Consider the following 17,736-nt stretch of genomic DNA (forward strand, 5'->3'; position numbering starts at 1 on the left):
CTTAATACCTCACCTTTTCCAATACTCTTTTTTTACTTTTTCTTTTTGAAGTGGATTTTTTAATCATTTAACCTTCAATTTCCTTGTTTTATTTGCACTAAAAGAGATCTGTTTAACTATTGTATTCGTTTATTTATTATTCAACTTGCTGATAATTATTAGTAATAATTATCAATTTAGCTATAATGTTATATAAAACAGATATTTATTTATATTTATATAGTATTTTATTTTACAACATGATGATAATTAAAACATTTATATCCATAAAGGAGTAATCATTGATTTTGTTATCAAATGGGACATAACAGATTTTATGGAATTAAAGAAAAATACTGAGCTTTTAGCAAGCCAACAAAAGATTCTCACTAAAATAGCATTAGGAGACCCTCTTCAAGAAATATTGGAGTCTATATGTATATCTATTGAAGAACTAATTGATGACAAAACAGCTAAATGCTCTATTTTAAAGTTAGTCGATAACCTCCTTTATAGTATTGCGTCTCCTAGTATACCGAACACTTATTCTGAAGTAATAGATGGAGTCACAATTGGACCATCTGCTGGTTCTTGTGGTACTGCTGCATTTATTGGTGAACGTGTTTTAGTAGAGGATATTTCTAATTCACCTTTATGGGAAGGATTTAAGAATATCGCAAAAGATCATCAATTTCAGTCGTGTTGGTCTACTCCTATTATTTCGACCAAATCCGAAGTATTAGGTACTTTTGCAATCTACTATGATTCTCCAAAATCAGCTTCACAAGAATGTTTAAATTTAATTGATTACTTTGTTCACCTTTCCAGTATTGCTATTGAAAAAAGCAACGATGCATCTCATATGAGAAAGTTGATCAAAGATTTAAAAGTGACTAATCAAAACTTAAATGCCTTCATAAAAGTCATTCCCGACCCCGCCATTATTATCACTAAAGAAGGTTTATATCTTAATGTTTATGCGGCATCTGAGAACTTATTGAGTGACCCAATACAAGATTTAGTCGGTAAAAGCATTCATGACATTTTATCCAAAGACGATGCAAAAATGGCGTTAGATAAAATAAATAAAACATTACAAACTAACGAAATACAGGTTTTTGAATACACACTAACTATTCGAGCCAATGAATATATTTTCGAAGGTAGAACTATCAAGATTGATTATGACAATCAAAGTCATGTGTTATGGGTGATCAGGGATATTACTAATCGTAAAAACAGTGAGAATGAAGTTAAAAAATTAGTTTATTATGATCCATTAACTAACTTGCCCAATAGACGTTTACTTACTGAACGTATTCGCGATTGTGTAGAAAAAATAAAACAAGATAACACCATTAGTGTGTTGTTATTTCTAGATATTGACAATTTTAAACGCATTAATGATTCCTTAGGTCATAGTGCGGGAGATCAATTACTTATTCAATCAGCAGAACGTCTTGCTACTGTTTTAGGAGATGTTAATACTTTAGCAAGAATTGGTGGTGATGAATTTGTTATATTAGAAGATGAAATCGCTGACAATATACAACAAGCGAAATCTAACGTGATTAAGTTAGTGCAAAAAATACAGAAAATATTTATCGAAAAATTTGAAATAGGTAAACTTGCCTTTCAAATCAGCGCCAGTATTGGTATCTATTTAATCGATAAAAACCATGCAAATTCAGATAATATTCTGAAGTTTGCTGATACAGCTATGTATCGAACTAAATTCAAAGGAGGTAACGGGTATAGTTTCTTTGATCCTAAACAGCAAACTTTATTGGAAACAAAAACAGAGTTAGAAAGCGAGATAGTAAGAGCAATTGAAAATGATGAGTTCTGTGCCCATTTTCAACCACAAGTAGATACAGAAGGTAACGTAAGTGGTGCAGAGGCTTTAATTCGTTGGAACCACGCTACTAAAGGTCTAGTTCCTCCTTATCAATTTATTCCTTTAGCTGAACAATTTGGTTTGATACAAAAACTTCAAAATATTGTATTACATGATATCTGCTTACTATTAAATCAATTATCAAAAGACTCAAGTCTCCCACCGGGTTATCGAATAGCCATCAACATGGCACAAAATCAATTTAACTCCCCAACTTTAAAAACAGAGTTGATTTCTATTTTAAATCAATATGATATTCATCCTAATCAAATTAAATTAGAAATAACAGAAAGTATGTTATCGAATGATCTACCTTATACTGTACAACAAATGCATGAGCTTAAAGATCAAGGGTTTACATTTTCAATTGATGATTTTGGAACTGGTTATTCATGCTTATCAACATTACATGCTTACCCTGTTGACGAATTGAAAATAGACAAAAGCTTCATTGATAACATTGAAAATGTTCAAACTGGATTACCTATTGTTGAAACAATTATCAATTTAGCGAAAAATCTAAATATCTCGGTAATGGCCGAAGGCGTTGAAATAATAGAGCAATTCAACATATTGAAAGACAAAAAAACGGATGGTATCCAGGGGTATTTAATCGCAAAACCTATGCCTGCTGAACACTATATCAATTGGCATCAAGCAGCGACTAATTCATAATAAATAACATATAGTTGGGTAATACCTGGGTAAATTTCTTGTATTACTGACTTTAAAGTTGCCAAGGTCATATTTTCTTGTTGTGCATGCTCTATAGACAGATTATTAAATAATATTGGCTCTACGGCTAATATGTTTAACCGGCAAAACCATCGATCATCTTCAAAAGTATACACATCGACATGTGTATTGGGTAAATAGTGTTTCTCTTCCTCATTTCTTATCGTTAATGTTTTCTTACCGGATAAAATATCGGCTTCAAATCGTTCAAAAAAGGTTATCTTTGACGGAGATTGTTGAGAGGATGAGCTCATTGAATTTCGCTTCTTATAAAAGTGGCTAAGGATATTATTGCAGTTCACACTGCAATAATATTAATCCCTTTTAAGCCAAGATCAGGTAATTGGTGTCATTACTACAGATTAAGTTCTATAGTGCGCTAATATTTTACCTAGTTTCTCTGCACCTTCAGATAAGTTCTTCGTCCCCAATGAAGATTTATGGGCATAGTCACGAATAGATGTTGATTGATCGCGAATACCAGTCAATTCAGATGCAATATCATTAACTACCGAGCTTTGTTCTTCAGATGATGTCGCAATATGAAATGTCATCTCTATCACAGCTTGTGATGATTCAGCGATTGAATTGATATCAGTACCAATCTCTTTAATCAAACTTGTACTCGTTTGTGCCTGATTTACTGTGTTGTTGGTAATAGTTGATATGTTGTTCGTTTCAGATTGAAGGTTACTGATCATCGATTGAATCTCTACCGTCGCAGACTGTGTTCTACTCGCCAATGTTCTAACTTCATCAGCAACCACGGCAAAACCTCGTCCCATTTCTCCTGCACGTGCAGCTTCTATAGCAGCATTTAATGCCAATAAGTTAGTTTGATCCGAGATTGAATTAATGGTAGTGATCACTTCATCTATTTGTGTCGCATTCTCTTTTAATGTCGCCACCGAATATGAAGTTTCTTCAATATAATTAGATAGCTGTTGTATCTCACTTATCACTAATTGAACGCGTTGGTCACTTTGTTTGACATGTTCAGAATTCAACTCAACCTGCTTAGAAGCATTTTGAGATATTTCTGTCACTTCAAGTGATGAAGCGGTCATCTCTTCCATTGCCGTAGCAACAGAATCAAGCGATGTATATTGTTGATTAATTTGTATTTCACTTTGCTTACTATGCTCAGCAATATCCGATGAAGTATGGTGTAACATTGATGCATTTTCTTTCACGGTATCAACAAGTTCAGATAAGGTATCCATAGCTTTATCTAAAGATGCACCAATGGTCCCGAACTCATCTCGACCTTCAATAAAGCCTAAGCGAGAAGTTAAATCGCCTTTAACGATTTTTAAGGTTGTATCCCACAATACCCATAATGCACCACGTAAAAAGGTTGCAGTCCAATAAAGTACTAACGCGAATGGGAATAACCACAAAAAAGTAAGTAATAAACTATTAAATGCACTTTGTTTAGCTGTTTTTTCAATTGCTAATACAGATTCTGACAATGAAGCAAATTGTTGTGATTTAGTTTTAACCACGGCGGTAACATGGTCATTGTTACGCACAGTTTGATAAATAGAGGCCGGATATGTCACCCCTAAAAGGCTAATTTTATCTAGTTGATTAGTGGATTCAAGTGCTGTGACCATACCTGATAAACGTTGTTCTAAAGCTTTAGCTGATTGAGATTCAATACTGTCTATTGTATCGAGGTAACGACTAACAGAAACAAAACTAAGTATAATTATAAACAGGGCTAAGATGACCCAAAACTTGTCAAAAAGTGACATCTTAATAAATAACTTATCAATGTTTCTAAATTGAACTTGTTTCATATTATTTCCATATAAAGTGAGGTAGATCACGTGTAAAAAGTTATCTATTATTTATAACTTTATGTTTGATAACGTTGACTATAAAACAGCCAACAAAGGTTATTGTGTTGATTAACAAGAAAAATTAAATCATTAAACTTTCTAAAAATAAGATTCTAAGATCCAATATACCTCTAAAGTGTGACCTAGATCTACCAATGACGTTTATTTAGTATATTCATCTTATTACTAACAAAATATGTGGTTAATACGTGTTTATTTTACGCCTGTTAACCAACAAACAGTTTGTTCCCAGTGTAAATTCTCTGATGATTTTAACGAGACGGCATTATTTATGTGGTAATGGTTCTCCTTAAAAACCTACGAAGTCCATTACCTAATGAATAGTTATTGCTATTTTTGGCAACTATTTTTTATGGTCACCATACTTTCAATGGGTTTACCTGCGGTTACAGCAAAGGCTCTCCCCCACTTACCTAGGAGTTTTCCTCTATTAAATTAATTTACGTAGTATCTTTAACCACAATAGACACGGTTTGTACTGTTTCATCGGCAACAAAATTATAAGTAGATTTGATAATTTTCAGGTAATCAGTGGAGCCAATTATCTGTGTAATAATGATGGAACTAAAATTGAGGTTTTAGCTAAATTAATATCTGCCATAAATATGTAAATCACTTGTTTACATATAACCAATATATAACAGTGGATTTTAACCACTAATAATGATTTTAAATAATTAAATAAGTGAAATTATAGGGGACAGACTGTTTATACTAGCCTGCCATGCGAATGGTTAGTGTCAGGAAAAGTCGCTAAGCGCATCAAGTATTCACTTAGCGATATCGTTCAAGTTTTAATGTTCTGGTGGAGTTGGTAAAGCTTCTTTGAGTTGTGTTTCTGTCACCCCTAATTCTTTTGCTGCAGCCGTGACATCTAAGTTTCTTCCGCCGTTATTCATAATAACCTGCATTAACTGTTTTTCTGTCACACCTAGTGTTTTCGCTGCTTTATCGAAACCAGGAGGAGTACCATGCCCTGGACCACCACCTTGTCCAGGCCCTCCTTCAGCACCTATTCCTTGTTTCGCTGTTGTTGAAAAGTTATCTTTAGCAACTACGCCATGTAAACACGTTGGTAAATTAGGAAAAGTAGTAGAAGCATGATAATGGTATATGCCTTTAGGGTATTCATTTGTAGGGCCAAAATGACCGCCACAAATATCTAGATTTTCTGGTATTTTTCCGCTTAACTCTAAACTACCGTAAATTGGGAAGCCGTCAAAGGCATAAGCAAAAATAGCACTGGCTTTTTGCTCAATATGACATTCAATATCTAAGTGCTCTTCTTTATATACAGAATCAATATCGGTAGCTGTTGAATGCCAATGGTACCAACCACCTGGGTCGACATGTCCACCACATTTATCTAACGCTGGCATATGTCCTGTTTCTAATACAGAAGGTGCATCAGCAAAAATAGGCACACCATCTAACGCTAAGCCAACCTTTGCTACTGTACCTAAACCATTTACTTTTTCAGCTTTAACCGGATTGATTGGTATTAATACTGTCATTTCAACAGTCTTATCAACGGAAGCTTGTAAACAAGAATTGTTATTTTTAGGCTGAGTAGTACGCACATCTGTAATGTTTACTTTTCCATCTTCATCATAGAAGTGGTAACCTTGGCTATCCAACATTGATAAAAAGCCTTTATCTATTTGGTATAAACCAGCCATTTCCCCGTCCCAATCCCAAATACCACCTTTTTGATCAATACTTTCTGGACAAAATGGGCCTGTTTTCAGATTATCTGGCTGATATTTAACAACAAATTTTGCACAATTAGCCGCGTCACCATTTTCCAATGAGCACTCAACGATGACAGGATCTTTGACCAGGGCATCTTTATTAATGCTGTGAACATCAATACCAGCCCAAGCGCTATTAATAAGTAAAGTCATAACAACACTACTCGCTAATACATATTGTTTGAATTTTGGTAATTTCATTAAACTTCCTTAAATAATATTTATTATTTTTTTATAATCTAATCTTTATAAATTTATCTTTAGCGGATTTGATATCAGACTTATAGAACTAGCCAATTACGGCGCTATTTGCTTCAAAATTTATAACTACATCGCTTGAGCAGCTTTAACATATTGCTTACAATGCACTACTTTCACTTTTATAGGTTTATATTTATGAACGACACTCAGTCGCTACCAACACTCCCGGACCGTCTATCTGTTAACCCTCGTAGTCCATATCATGTTGCAGAGATATTTGAACACGATATTGGCATTAGACTTAATGGCAAAGAACGTTTTGATGTAGAAGAATATTGTATCAGCGAAGGTTGGGCATTAGTTTCAGCACATAAAGCTCTAGACCGTCGCGGCCAACCTCTTATGAGAACAGTTAAAGGTACCGTTGAGGCTTACTACCGATAGATATTAATGAGTAAAGGTGCTTCAAACGCACCTTTTTTATACATAACCTAATCAATTGTTTTACGTTAATTGCTATTACCTAGCTGGAAAGCCACCTACCACTGTATCTGTACTGGTATCACAAGTTGCAAATGAGTTATCTGGTAATTCACCTTTAAACCTAGGGCCCATTTGATATGGGAAAGAAGGAGAGAGTGTCCCATCATCATCTTCAGTCAAGGTAATATGGTAGTGATAACCTTTGCCATCACCAGTATCGTGACCATTATGCTCATCTAACACTGCACCAGTGACTTCCTCATCTGCATAATAATAATCTTCATAATAATATCCATTATCAGCAGCAATTACATTATCTGATAATGTAGTAACATCTTCACCGATATCAGGGCCATTTTCTTCGACTTCAGTGACACCAGCGTCAAGGTCATATTCATCTACAAGCACACAAGTTCTCTGACCTTCAGTATCGCAGCCACCTTCTGCTTCAGAAGCACCATAGTCACGTACTTTCCAACCACTTACGGCTAATTCACCAGCACTTTCGTATGGGCCATATAATGGATAACCGTCTGCAGCAAAACCATATATAGGTGAATGCTGATCACCTTCATCTCCAACTAACTCAGCTAAACAACTAGTATATTGATGGTGGTGATAAAGACCATTTGCCGCATGTCCAGCACAAATATCAACATCATATTGTTCAGCTTCAGGCGCTAAGTTATACCATTGGTTGGTACTATAAGTCATGCCATCACCCCAGTTAAAAATAGCAACTCCATTGACCATTAAACCAATGCTATTCAACCCCGTTTCACACACTTCACTATCATCTAAGTCTGTTGGTGTATCGATAAAATAAGCCTCTACAGACTGTTGATATGGACAACCAGGTCCAGGTGGCCAATAACCTGCGCCACCGGTATCATCGCAATTTTCGCTACTACTGTTATAACCGATATCTTGGCCGAACAAGACAAGATCACCTGCAGCAACGGTAGTATATCCATCGACAAAATCAGTTTCTGCTTTAGGGCGGTCATCTAAATTCTCGACCATTTTATCTGTCATAGTCATATCATATTTAGGGATACCGTTGGTCAGTACATAGGTATATTCAATGCCCCCATCTGTCACTGTTTCTGCTGATTGCACGTCCTCAACGACACCGTCACCATTATCATCTAAAATGTAAGTTGATGTATTGATGTTATTAATTATCCAATTAGAATCTTGGTCTTCTTCTGTATCTTCATCGGTAGTTTCTTCTACGTCATCAACTTCCGAGACTTCGTCACTGATCAAATCAGATGTTTCAGAAGATGAATCACCACAACCACCAATAACGAGTAGTAAAAAACCACTAAATAATAGATTTAAACATTCCTTGTTTTTCACTTTATTCCTCCGATATCAATATAATGTTAATTTAACGGAACAATGTGCAATAAATGTGCAATATCTAAAAAATAACATGTATATTTATATCAAAGATGAGTTGTGTATTTATAGGATAGGGAAGCTTTCAAATCGATAGGTGATAAAGGGAGAACTATTTGTATCTATGTAAAGCGTTGCTAAGATTTTTTTATTCTCAGCCACCCAATACATGTGACCATGGTTATTCAAAGTGACTGAAACGGTATTTATACCATTCTTAAAATAATGCAGTGGAATATGGATAGTTTTTCCATAAATTCGTCGAATTTTAGTGCCATTAATATACAAATGAGCATGCCCTTCTACAACATTTGATCTTGGGTCAATACTAACTTTCATTAACTCAGCCATAGTAGCTTTTTTAGGTGGTGGGATTAGGGAGTAATGTTTAGTATTTAAAGTCAAATTATAGCCATCAATAGTATCTTTACTAAGTTTTAGGCTTAACCTTGGAGATGGAATGTCAACTGGCACAGTAATGGGAAGGTGTGAATGCTCGATTATCTCTTGTGCTAATGATTGAGTAATCCCTGACAAAAATAAAGCCAAAATAGTGATGAATTTCATAATATCCTCTCATGAAATTGAGTTAATTTTCTAATGTATTTATATTTTTAAGTATTTAAAATGGATGCTATTAACACGCTATTTTGTTCGGTCGCTAATATTTTCCTTTTTTACAAATACACGTAATTTCATCAATAAGAAATAACTCATCTAACTAAAATAAAAAAATCAAAATATAGATAAATAATAAAACCTGATAGAGAATACCCGTTTCAGTATTGTTTATTACCCCGTAAATTTAAAATATAAACATTTAAAAACATAAACTTAAGAATTTATTGTTAGATATAAAAAATGCTGAAATGAAATATTTATTACTAAAATTAAATAATAATATCTCAAATCAGCACATCAATAAAAAACATAAATTTAATAAATAAATGACAAAACGATTTACTTAGACATTTATTAATTCTTTACTTAATAGTCTAATGTTACCCCTGCAAACATTAACGAACTATAGCCAGCAAAAGTATCAATAGGACGAATCTCAAGGTTCAATTCACCTTCAAATTCAATGTCAACTTTGTAGTTTTTCCAAGAAAAACCAGAACTCAAAGTAATTATTTCACTTTCTCCATTAATAATTAATTCTATTGAAGCTGATTCATGGCTCCATGCCCCAGCGGTAAGATAGATTGATGCCATATTGACTTGTTGCTCACCACTATTTAAAGTTAAGGCTATGCCATTATCAGGATTCCAACTCATTGATTGATAACCTTTATAGGTCTTGTCGTTTTGATCGGTAAATGTGTAACGATTAGTACGTGATTTAGTCGTTCCTATGTAGGATAAAGACGACAGTGTCGCATTTGATAAAGTACTATTCACCACTTCAAGTTGGTGGTTGAAAAATGTGTTATCTGATACATCAATATTAGTACCGTTATCAGTCTGAATATCGACTAATGCAGCATATTGAATAACTTCTTCTACGACTCTAGTAGTAGTTTCTATCTCATCAAAAACAATACCAGCAACCATCACTGAACTGTAACCACCGTGATCGCTATCTGTGGTGATCGTTACTGGTACTGTTCCTTCAAAACTAATATCGACTGCCATATACTGCCAAGAATACCCTTTTGTTAAGGTAATTGTTTCGGTTTGATCGCCAGCAATAATTTTCACAGAGGCTGAAGAGCTACTCCATGCGCCTGCTTGAAGGTAAATACGTGCAATTTGTGAAGTGCCATTACTGTACATATCAAAAGTAATACTATTACCTGTATTGAATGCCATGCTCACATAACCACTACTTAAAACAGTATCATCATCACTAAATGCAAAGTAATCAGTAGCTCTACTTCGGCTATTACCACTAGTCACATCAAACACTACAGATGACACAGTGGCATCACTATTGTCAGAGTTATAATGACTCTCATCATAAAATGAATATAAACCATGCTCTGTAACATCTATCTCAATTGGCTTACTGATAAACTCATGTGATAAAGCCACACTGTATGAATCATCAACATATTCAATCGTCTCTTCTACTTCTGTTATGTCATTATCACTGTCATAACCGTTATCGTCAGCTTCTGCCACTTCCATACAGGACTCATCTGAATAGCTTGATCCTGCTGAGTTAAAAGCAATAACTCGATAACAATAACTTTCATCCACTAACACATCATTATCTGTGTAACTGGTGGTGTTTGCCGAAAGCGTTGAAATGATAGCGGAATCATTTTCATTTAAACCACGTTTCTCAACATAAAACCCATCTTCATTAGACGAGCTGTCAGCCCAAGTAATATGTAGACTAGCAGCGTAAACTGAACTCAAGGGTAAATAAAACCCTAAAAATAGATATAAAATAACGTATTTGTTATAGATATAAACCATGTTGCTTCTCCGATCTTTTAGGCAACTCTATTTCAATCTGGGTTGAATTCGGAGCGTTTCGCCTGTTTTGCATTGTTTTTAAGCGCCTAATAAAGGACAACTTCCATTAGGTATTAATCATGTTGCGACAATCAATTTTGATAACATCCGTTCAACAAACTAAAAATACTACTTTAAGGGTAGTTAATTACTTTATTTATGCAAAATTAAACAAATCAAAATATGCATATTTCTAGCCTAAATACCGCTAAACGACTAATTTTAAGATGAATAATTTTTAAAATTATTTTTGAAAATCTATTTATATAATTCCATGGTTAATCGATAACTTAATGTTACAATACTACTCATATAGGGTTAATTATTTTTAATAACAATACCCTACAAACATTTAAATACTTATAAAAAAATAAAGGGACTTATGCGCTCACTTTCTATAAAAAACCGAATCATTCTATCTATATTACTGGTTGTTGTTGTATCAACGAGTGTGATTGCACTTGTCGCTCAATTAAAATCACGTGAACTGTTATTAAATCGCCTACAAAATTCGGAATTACCAAATTTAGTACAACGTGTTTCTCAAACAGTGGATGCAGAAATTTCTGAGATGAAGGCAATTACGAAATCAATTGCTAATAATCCATTTATTTATCGATTAATAGATAACAATGACAGACCAGAGATAGATAAACGTTTAACTGAATATTTATCAGGTATTGCTAATAGCAATAACTTGAGTAATGCCTCATATATTGAGCGCAACTCTGCACAGTATTGGAATCAAAAAGGCTTTCTTCGAGTGCTGCAGAATAATCAACACGACAGTTGGTATTTCAAATTCAAAAACAGTGGCAAGGAAACTTCTGCCAGTACTTACACTGAATCTGACGGTACAATTAATGTATTTGTAAACTATCAACAACTTAATGGAAGAGGTTCATCCGGTGTATCAAGAACATTTTCTGATATCGCCACCCTGTTACAACAATTTAAAATTGAGCAAACAGGATTTGTTTATTTAGTAGACCAAAAAGGTCTGATTAAAGTTCATAAAAACCGTAATTTTGCAGAAACTAAGAATGTTAATGATATTTTTCCTGAATTAGACAAAGGTACCCTTTTTGCTAAACAATCTTTCGCTTTCCAAGAAGTGGGTGATTACATGATTTCAACCAGCTATATTGAGAGTTTACAGTGGTATATCATTGCACAAGTTCCAAAAAGTGAGCTATATGAACCGATTACGGAAGCACGTAACTACATGTTAATCCTATTTTTGATTATCGTTTCCGTGTTCGTTGGTTTAAGTATTATTGTTTCCAATAAATTAGTTTTACCTTTACAAAAAATGGCTGAAAAATTCCAAATATTAGGTGATGGCGAAGGTGATTTAACCAGTAAAGTTGATGAAAATGGCGCTTATGAAATTGCACAACTAGCAAAAGGCTTTAACTCATTTGTAGCCAATATTCGTACCGTAGTCCATGATGTAAAATCCACTTCAACAGACATTAGAAGTGCTTCTGAAACTGTTTATAAAGATGCCAATGCGTCTAAATTATCACTTGATAAACAAAGAGATGAAGCACACCAAGTATCGGTAGCTATTAATGAAATGGGCAGTACAATTGCTGAAATTGCGAATAATGCAGCCGTAGCAGCAGATACAACAAACAAAGCAACGGACATGACATCACAGGCGCAAATAGTCGTTAATGAATCGACACAAACAATCAGCCACATGGCCGAAGATATGGAAGTTGTTTCTACTAACATTGAAACGCTAGCTCAACGTAGTGATTCGATTAGTAGTGTGCTTGATGTCATTAGAGGTATCTCTGAACAGACTAACTTATTAGCGCTTAATGCTGCTATTGAAGCCGCTCGTGCAGGTGAATATGGACGTGGTTTTGCAGTAGTTGCAGATGAAGTGAGAAACTTAGCTAAGAAGACCCACGAATCAACAGATGAAATTCATAGAATGATCACTGAATTGCAAGACGGCTCTAAATTAGCAGTAGACTCTGTGCATAAAAGTCGTGAACAAGCAATTTTAGGATTAAGTGCAGCACAAAAAACTAACTCTGTTTTAAATGAAATTGTTAACAATGTTCAACATATCTCAGACTTAAATACGCAAATTGCAACAGCGACTGAAGAGCAATCTGCAGTAATCAATGAAATTAATGTACATGTAGTCAATATCAGTGACAGTACCGAAGAAAGTGCACATGCATCGCAGAATATTGAATCTTCAACAGACTTATTGAAGTCGATGGCTGCAAGTTTAGATAAATTGGTAAATCGTTTTAAATCATAACCATCCAAAATATTAAGTGGCTTACTTAAATGTTTAATAAGCCACTTGTATATTCTATTTCTTTTCTACTTTTTTAGACTGGTCATCTTGCCCTTCATTGTTACCGCCTACTGTACTTTTTTCTGTTAATCGTAAAAATACACCTAATGAAATAAGCAAGAATGCAGTGCTGATGATGATCGCGACGGGATAATATAAATTACCCGCTAAATCCAATTGACTATATTTAATCACCATAATTAACCCTTCTAAGGATAATGCTACACATACAGTACCAATAAAACGCGGTAATGTTCCTCTAAGCGTTTTAATGGCATCTTTATGATGATGATCATCTGGCTCTGAATACTCTTTATTAATAATCAATGCTAATTCAAACACTGCGAGTGCTATCACCCCAATATTAATGCTTTTTAATAACACTTCAGTAAAATCAGATTGATTAATAAAGCCATCGACAACATGTTGGAATAATGAAAAGGTAATTGCAGCAGCTAACGCTAAAAAGATGATGGTCAATGCTTTTGAGAATATATTTCTCATAAATAAAGTAATTGATTCGTTCATTGTGCCCTCTTAAATAGTCAAAAAATTCATATCAATACCGAATAAAATTGGGTGTTAATATCAATATTTTGACGAGCACAGTAGCAATTAGTTCAATATGCAATGATGAGAGAAACATAACAGCCAATACACTAGCGTATTGGCTTTGGTTATTCTGGAAAGGTAGCGCTTTTTTTTACATTAAAGATGACCGAGCATCTTAAATAATAAGGAATTAAGCTTTTAATGCCATTTCAGCCATTTTCATGGTGCTTTCAAAAGATTCAGAGCCCGCAATAAATAAACCGTTATGACAGAACATAGCGTCTGCAAGTCCAGTTTCTTCTTGTAATGCTTTATCTGATAAACCCGCCCAGTTTGCAGGTAATGATTTTCTATCTTCGAAAGATCCTGGCTCAACCGGCACGGTTTGAATACGCCATTGTCCCGTTGAAGAAGGATAAACCATGTATAGCGCTTCCTGTGACATTGCATGTACAGTTCGCTTCCAAGGAATATACTTTTCTAACACAATGACTCTTGGATCAGGTGCATGTTGAATCGCTTTAGCAACAATCGCTTTTGCATTTAAGCCACCACTCGCTGAAGCAATGAATCGTGCCAACACTTTCTCAGCAAAAGCAACAGCTTGATCGAAGCATTCATCAAAATGCGCATCTTCTTGCCATGTTGGGTTAAACATAGAGATCGTTTGGCTAAGGCTAATACCCTGTGCAACCCCCTCTACATGCCCACAATCAATAGCATCTATGGTTGAGACTAACCCTGCATCGATAGACGTAGCAACATCTTCATCACCCGCACAAATTTGTACTCCATATTTTTGCCAAATTAAGCCAAATGAAGAGTAAGGTATACCATTTTCACGTGCCCCCGCACCACCTCGTTGGTGATGATCAAAGCGCCCTGTTTCTGAGTCATAAATACCCCCTACATCGATAACTAAGTCCGCTTGACGGATCACCTCTAGGTCTCTGGTTCTCACCAATTTAAATGAAGGAAAGATAGATTTTAGAGCTGCAATGCTGAAAACATCATCTGCATGAAAGTTACCGTTATGTGTCGCGATTGTAATTTGTGTCATATTTTTCGATTCATTTTATTTGAGATAAGAAATAGTTTGCGTGTTTTTACACTACCATCATATAAAAACCACTTCACCGGTGAATTCTATACTATGACAGCTCACAAACATAGGACAGCTAATACACACCAGCTTGGCATATCACTCACAATTTGTGTAAAACTGTTAGTTGATGCAACTATTTCAAATAAGTTAAGCTCATTTGTACTACAAATAAAAGCTAAATTTAGTTAATATAACTGATACTAAAAATATCAAGGAGTTACAAATGAGTATGTTGGATGAGGTAATGAAAGTATTAACCTATTACCACGGTGAAAATAACTTCAATATGAACCCACTTGTACCTAAAGATGTGGAGCATTATGCCCGGGCTGTATTAGATATACCCGATGATGAATATATTCTTGCTGCGATGCGAACGTCATTTACTCAATTTCATCGAGGCATAGTGATCGGAAGAGATGCTATTTATTGGCGCAATGATCATAAAGTTATAACCAGTGTTAATAAATTAACATGGAATGAATTAAGTCAGCAAAAAGAACAATTTCGTGCCCGTCGACGCACTGTAGAGTTAGGTAATGGAGCTATTTTCGATAATATTGGTTCCCTCAATAAAACCAGTATTATCATTAACTTGTTAGATTTATTAATCGATCGATATCAATCTCAAAACAGTCCGGCTGAAGGATTTATCTTTGATGAAAAAGAGATGGTAGAATTAGTAAGATCTATTCCAAATAATAAAGAAGAACTTAAAAAACAGTGTGCTGAAAGTGCCGCTGATGCAGAAACTGTGAGTTTTCTATCAATTTTAGGATCCATCTTTAAAAAAATTATCGGGCGCTAACATCCCCCTCTTTGTCCCTCTCCGCTAGTGTTTACTTCTCGTGTTTATGGTTTATCTATAAACACTTGATTTTTAATAGATATCACAGTCATAAAAGTGACATATTTTATTTGTAGCCTAGGCACATGGATGCACTTTAATTTCTATTTTTTACGTAATACCCGTCAAGCTGCTTAACTTAACGACTTTGTTCTTTTAAAAACTGAGTAAATATGTAAATTACGACACTTGAATAGTTGTTATTTATTTTAATATTTACCCTATCTATTTAGGACAGTTGGCATAACGACATAAAGTAAATTTATTGCCCTTTATTAAAGTGATTATTATGAATAATGTTTAACTAATGACAGTGAAATTATGCCCAATTTAAAGACGTTAACGATTCAATCAATTATTCACGATAGAAACTTATCTATCGTATTCCAACCTATCATTGAGAATGGCCAACAAGCTATTTTTGGTTACGAAGCGCTAACACGAGGTCCCGTAGGTACAGATTTCCATTCACCGATTGCTTTATTTGAAGCAGCCAAACAACAAGGTTGTTTGGTTGCATTAGAATTGTTATGCCGTGAGTTATCGATATCAGCCTTTAAACAAAGTAAATTACCCGGGAAACTGTTTCTTAATGCCAGCCCTGAAACCTTATTTGAGCCAAATTTTAAATCAGGTGAAACTCTAAAACTATTACAAAATAGTGGTTTATCACCCTCTCAGGTGGTCATAGAGTTAACCGAGCACAGCCCTTTAGAGAATTACGAGCTAGTTAGAGATGCACTTAAGCATTATAAAGAGATGGGCTTTGAAATTGCCATGGACGATTTAGGCTCTGGCTACTCTGGTTTAAGAATGTGGTATGAACTGCGTCCAGATTTTGTAAAAATAGACCGCCATTTTATATGCGACATTGATACCGATAAGGTCAAGCAGCAATTCGTTCGTTCCATTAAAAACATTGCAGAAGAACTTAATTGTAAAGTGATAGCCGAAGGAATTGAAACAGCTGATGAATTTCAATTTATTGAAAAAATTGGTGCCCCTTTTTGCCAAGGTTATTATTTTAGCCGTCCTGAAGAGTCGCCCATTGTTAAATTATCATCACACTTTTTTCAGGATAGGAATTTAATCAATGCAACTAGTAACAGAATTTTATCTAGCGCGACGATTGGTGATCTTTTATTACCCTTTCAGGCGATAGACATTTCATCCAATGTACAAACCTGTACCGACCTATTTAATCAATACCCAGATTTAGATTGCATTCCTATTGTTAAAGATAACCAACCTGTGGGTGTAGTACGGAGAAGTGGATTAACCAATCTATTATTTTCTAAATATGGGCACGATCTATCGAATAAGTTTGAATTATCCAGGTTAATTGATCAAGACGTATTGCTCTTAGAGGAGGACTTAGCCATAGAGCAAGCTAGTTTAATGATTAGTGAAAAAATCAATAATAAGAAGGTGTTAGAGTTTATCATTGTTAAACAAGGTCAATATAAAGGCATTGGCTTGATCATTGACTTGTTAAAAGAGATAACAAGCTTACAAATTAATAACGCACGTTATGCGAACCCACTTACTTTGTTACCCGGTAATGTCCCTATTAGTAAAAAGCTCGATTATATTCTATCAACATCAACCCCTTTCACTGTGTGTTATATAGATTTAGATAATTTTAAACCCTATAACGATTATTATGGTTATGAAAAAGGTGATCAAATTATTTTGGGTTTGGCAGATATTCTTAGAGCAAAAGTGAATGGAACTGATGATTTCATTGGCCATATTGGTGGAGATGACTTTATTCTTATCTCATCATCTATCGATTGGAAGCAACAGTGCGAACGTATTTTAAATAAATTTTCAGATTGGGTAGGTTATCGGTACCGACCAGAAGATCTAGCTAATGGCGGTATTTCAGGTGAAGATAGAATGGGTGAAAAACAGTTCTATCCCTTATTAAGCATATCAATTGGTTGTGTTTGTCTTCCTCCTCCTTATTGTAAGAGTCACCATGATGTTGCCGTATTAACCACACACGCTAAATCCATGGCTAAAAAAATCAAAGGTAACTCGATTTACATTTACAATGAAAGTAAACATCAAATAGAAAAACTTAACGCTTAACCTAGTAAATAAAAAAGGTTGGCAGAGTATAATCCCT

General features: G+C 34.7%; 13 protein-coding genes. 5 read left to right on the plus strand and 8 right to left on the minus strand.

Annotated elements, in window-relative coordinates; all coding sequences use genetic code 11:
- Window positions 1–316 precede the first annotated feature (316 nt).
- Window positions 317–2,551 carry an EAL domain-containing protein gene (locus OW492_RS02745; RefSeq protein WP_290038253.1) on the plus strand — a complete coding sequence of 745 codons (2,235 nt, stop codon included), beginning with the start codon at window positions 317–319 and terminating at the stop codon, window positions 2,549–2,551.
- Here OW492_RS02745 and yqfB read toward each other — a convergent pair.
- From yqfB to OW492_RS02760, 3 genes are all read right to left on the minus strand, one after another.
- Window positions 2,530–2,865, minus strand: coding sequence for a N(4)-acetylcytidine aminohydrolase (gene yqfB / locus OW492_RS02750; protein WP_290038254.1), 336 nt, complete (start codon window positions 2,863–2,865; stop codon window positions 2,530–2,532). The two genes, OW492_RS02745 and yqfB, sit on opposite strands and share 22 nt — an antisense overlap.
- A 108-nt stretch (window positions 2,866–2,973) precedes the next feature.
- The gene (locus OW492_RS02755) at window positions 2,974–4,413 is read right to left on the minus strand and encodes a methyl-accepting chemotaxis protein (protein WP_290038255.1); all 1,440 of its coding nucleotides are present in this window, start codon (window positions 4,411–4,413) and stop codon (window positions 2,974–2,976) included.
- Window positions 4,414–5,270: 857 nt separating this feature from the next.
- Entirely contained in the window at window positions 5,271–6,428 is a 1,158-nt protein-coding gene (locus tag OW492_RS02760) for a YHYH protein (protein WP_290038256.1), read from the minus strand.
- Between the two features lie 195 nt (window positions 6,429–6,623).
- Between OW492_RS02760 and OW492_RS02765 the strand changes: the two genes are divergently transcribed.
- Window positions 6,624–6,872: a DUF3297 family protein gene (locus OW492_RS02765; RefSeq protein WP_113819964.1), complete on the plus strand. Its 249-nt coding sequence runs from the start codon at window positions 6,624–6,626 to the stop codon at window positions 6,870–6,872.
- 75 nt (window positions 6,873–6,947) lie between these two features.
- Here OW492_RS02765 and OW492_RS02770 read toward each other — a convergent pair whose 3' ends face one another.
- The 3 genes from OW492_RS02770 to OW492_RS02780 form a co-directional block, all read right to left on the minus strand.
- Complete coding sequence (locus OW492_RS02770) at window positions 6,948–8,273, minus strand: YHYH protein (RefSeq protein ID WP_290038258.1); 1,326 nt, start codon at window positions 8,271–8,273, stop codon at window positions 6,948–6,950.
- A gap of 108 nt (window positions 8,274–8,381) precedes the next feature.
- Complete coding sequence (locus OW492_RS02775) at window positions 8,382–8,882, minus strand: hypothetical protein (RefSeq protein WP_290038259.1); 501 nt, start codon at window positions 8,880–8,882, stop codon at window positions 8,382–8,384.
- A 420-nt stretch (window positions 8,883–9,302) separates the two neighbouring features.
- Window positions 9,303–10,739: a fibronectin type III domain-containing protein gene (locus tag OW492_RS02780; protein WP_290038261.1), complete on the minus strand. Its 1,437-nt coding sequence runs from the start codon at window positions 10,737–10,739 to the stop codon at window positions 9,303–9,305.
- A 421-nt stretch (window positions 10,740–11,160) separates the two neighbouring features.
- Here OW492_RS02780 and OW492_RS02785 point away from each other — a divergent pair, with 421 nt between their 5' ends.
- A complete protein-coding gene (locus OW492_RS02785) occupies window positions 11,161–13,062 on the plus strand; it encodes a methyl-accepting chemotaxis protein (RefSeq protein ID WP_290038263.1) in 1,902 nt (633 codons plus the stop codon).
- Window positions 13,063–13,116: 54 nt separating this feature from the next.
- Here OW492_RS02785 and OW492_RS02790 read toward each other — a convergent pair whose 3' ends face one another.
- A complete protein-coding gene (locus tag OW492_RS02790) occupies window positions 13,117–13,629 on the minus strand; it encodes a hypothetical protein (RefSeq protein ID WP_290038264.1) in 513 nt (170 codons plus the stop codon).
- 214 nt (window positions 13,630–13,843) lie between these two features.
- Window positions 13,844–14,713: an MYG1 family protein gene (locus OW492_RS02795; RefSeq protein WP_290038265.1), complete on the minus strand. Its 870-nt coding sequence runs from the start codon at window positions 14,711–14,713 to the stop codon at window positions 13,844–13,846.
- A gap of 268 nt (window positions 14,714–14,981) precedes the next feature.
- Here OW492_RS02795 and OW492_RS02800 point away from each other — a divergent pair, with 268 nt between their 5' ends.
- Both OW492_RS02800 and OW492_RS02805 read left to right on the plus strand, forming a co-directional pair.
- Window positions 14,982–15,566: a hypothetical protein gene (locus OW492_RS02800; RefSeq protein WP_290038266.1), complete on the plus strand. Its 585-nt coding sequence runs from the start codon at window positions 14,982–14,984 to the stop codon at window positions 15,564–15,566.
- 360 nt (window positions 15,567–15,926) lie between these two features.
- Window positions 15,927–17,699: a bifunctional diguanylate cyclase/phosphodiesterase gene (locus tag OW492_RS02805; RefSeq protein ID WP_290038268.1), complete on the plus strand. Its 1,773-nt coding sequence runs from the start codon at window positions 15,927–15,929 to the stop codon at window positions 17,697–17,699.
- Window positions 17,700–17,736 lie beyond the last annotated feature (37 nt).

Source organism: Psychromonas sp. 14N.309.X.WAT.B.A12 (genome assembly GCF_030397575.1).
GTDB lineage: Bacteria > Pseudomonadota > Gammaproteobacteria > Enterobacterales > Psychromonadaceae > Psychromonas.

Bases quoted from the DNA above. Each gene is read 5' to 3' on its own strand.
- OW492_RS02745 (WP_290038253.1), top strand. From the start codon at position 317: ATGGAATTAAAGAAAAATACTGAGCTTTTAGCAAGCCAACAAAAGATT.
- yqfB (WP_290038254.1), bottom strand. From the start codon at position 2,865: ATGAGCTCATCCTCTCAACAATCTCCGTCAAAGATAACCTTTTTTGAA.
- OW492_RS02755 (WP_290038255.1), bottom strand. From the start codon at position 4,413: ATGAAACAAGTTCAATTTAGAAACATTGATAAGTTATTTATTAAGATG.
- OW492_RS02760 (WP_290038256.1), bottom strand. From the start codon at position 6,428: ATGAAATTACCAAAATTCAAACAATATGTATTAGCGAGTAGTGTTGTT.
- OW492_RS02765 (WP_113819964.1), top strand. From the start codon at position 6,624: ATGAACGACACTCAGTCGCTACCAACACTCCCGGACCGTCTATCTGTT.
- OW492_RS02775 (WP_290038259.1), bottom strand. From the start codon at position 8,882: ATGAAATTCATCACTATTTTGGCTTTATTTTTGTCAGGGATTACTCAA.
- OW492_RS02780 (WP_290038261.1), bottom strand. From the start codon at position 10,739: ATGGTTTATATCTATAACAAATACGTTATTTTATATCTATTTTTAGGG.
- OW492_RS02785 (WP_290038263.1), top strand. From the start codon at position 11,161: ATGCGCTCACTTTCTATAAAAAACCGAATCATTCTATCTATATTACTG.
- OW492_RS02790 (WP_290038264.1), bottom strand. From the start codon at position 13,629: ATGAACGAATCAATTACTTTATTTATGAGAAATATATTCTCAAAAGCA.
- OW492_RS02795 (WP_290038265.1), bottom strand. From the start codon at position 14,713: ATGACACAAATTACAATCGCGACACATAACGGTAACTTTCATGCAGAT.
- OW492_RS02800 (WP_290038266.1), top strand. From the start codon at position 14,982: ATGAGTATGTTGGATGAGGTAATGAAAGTATTAACCTATTACCACGGT.
- OW492_RS02805 (WP_290038268.1), top strand. From the start codon at position 15,927: ATGCCCAATTTAAAGACGTTAACGATTCAATCAATTATTCACGATAGA.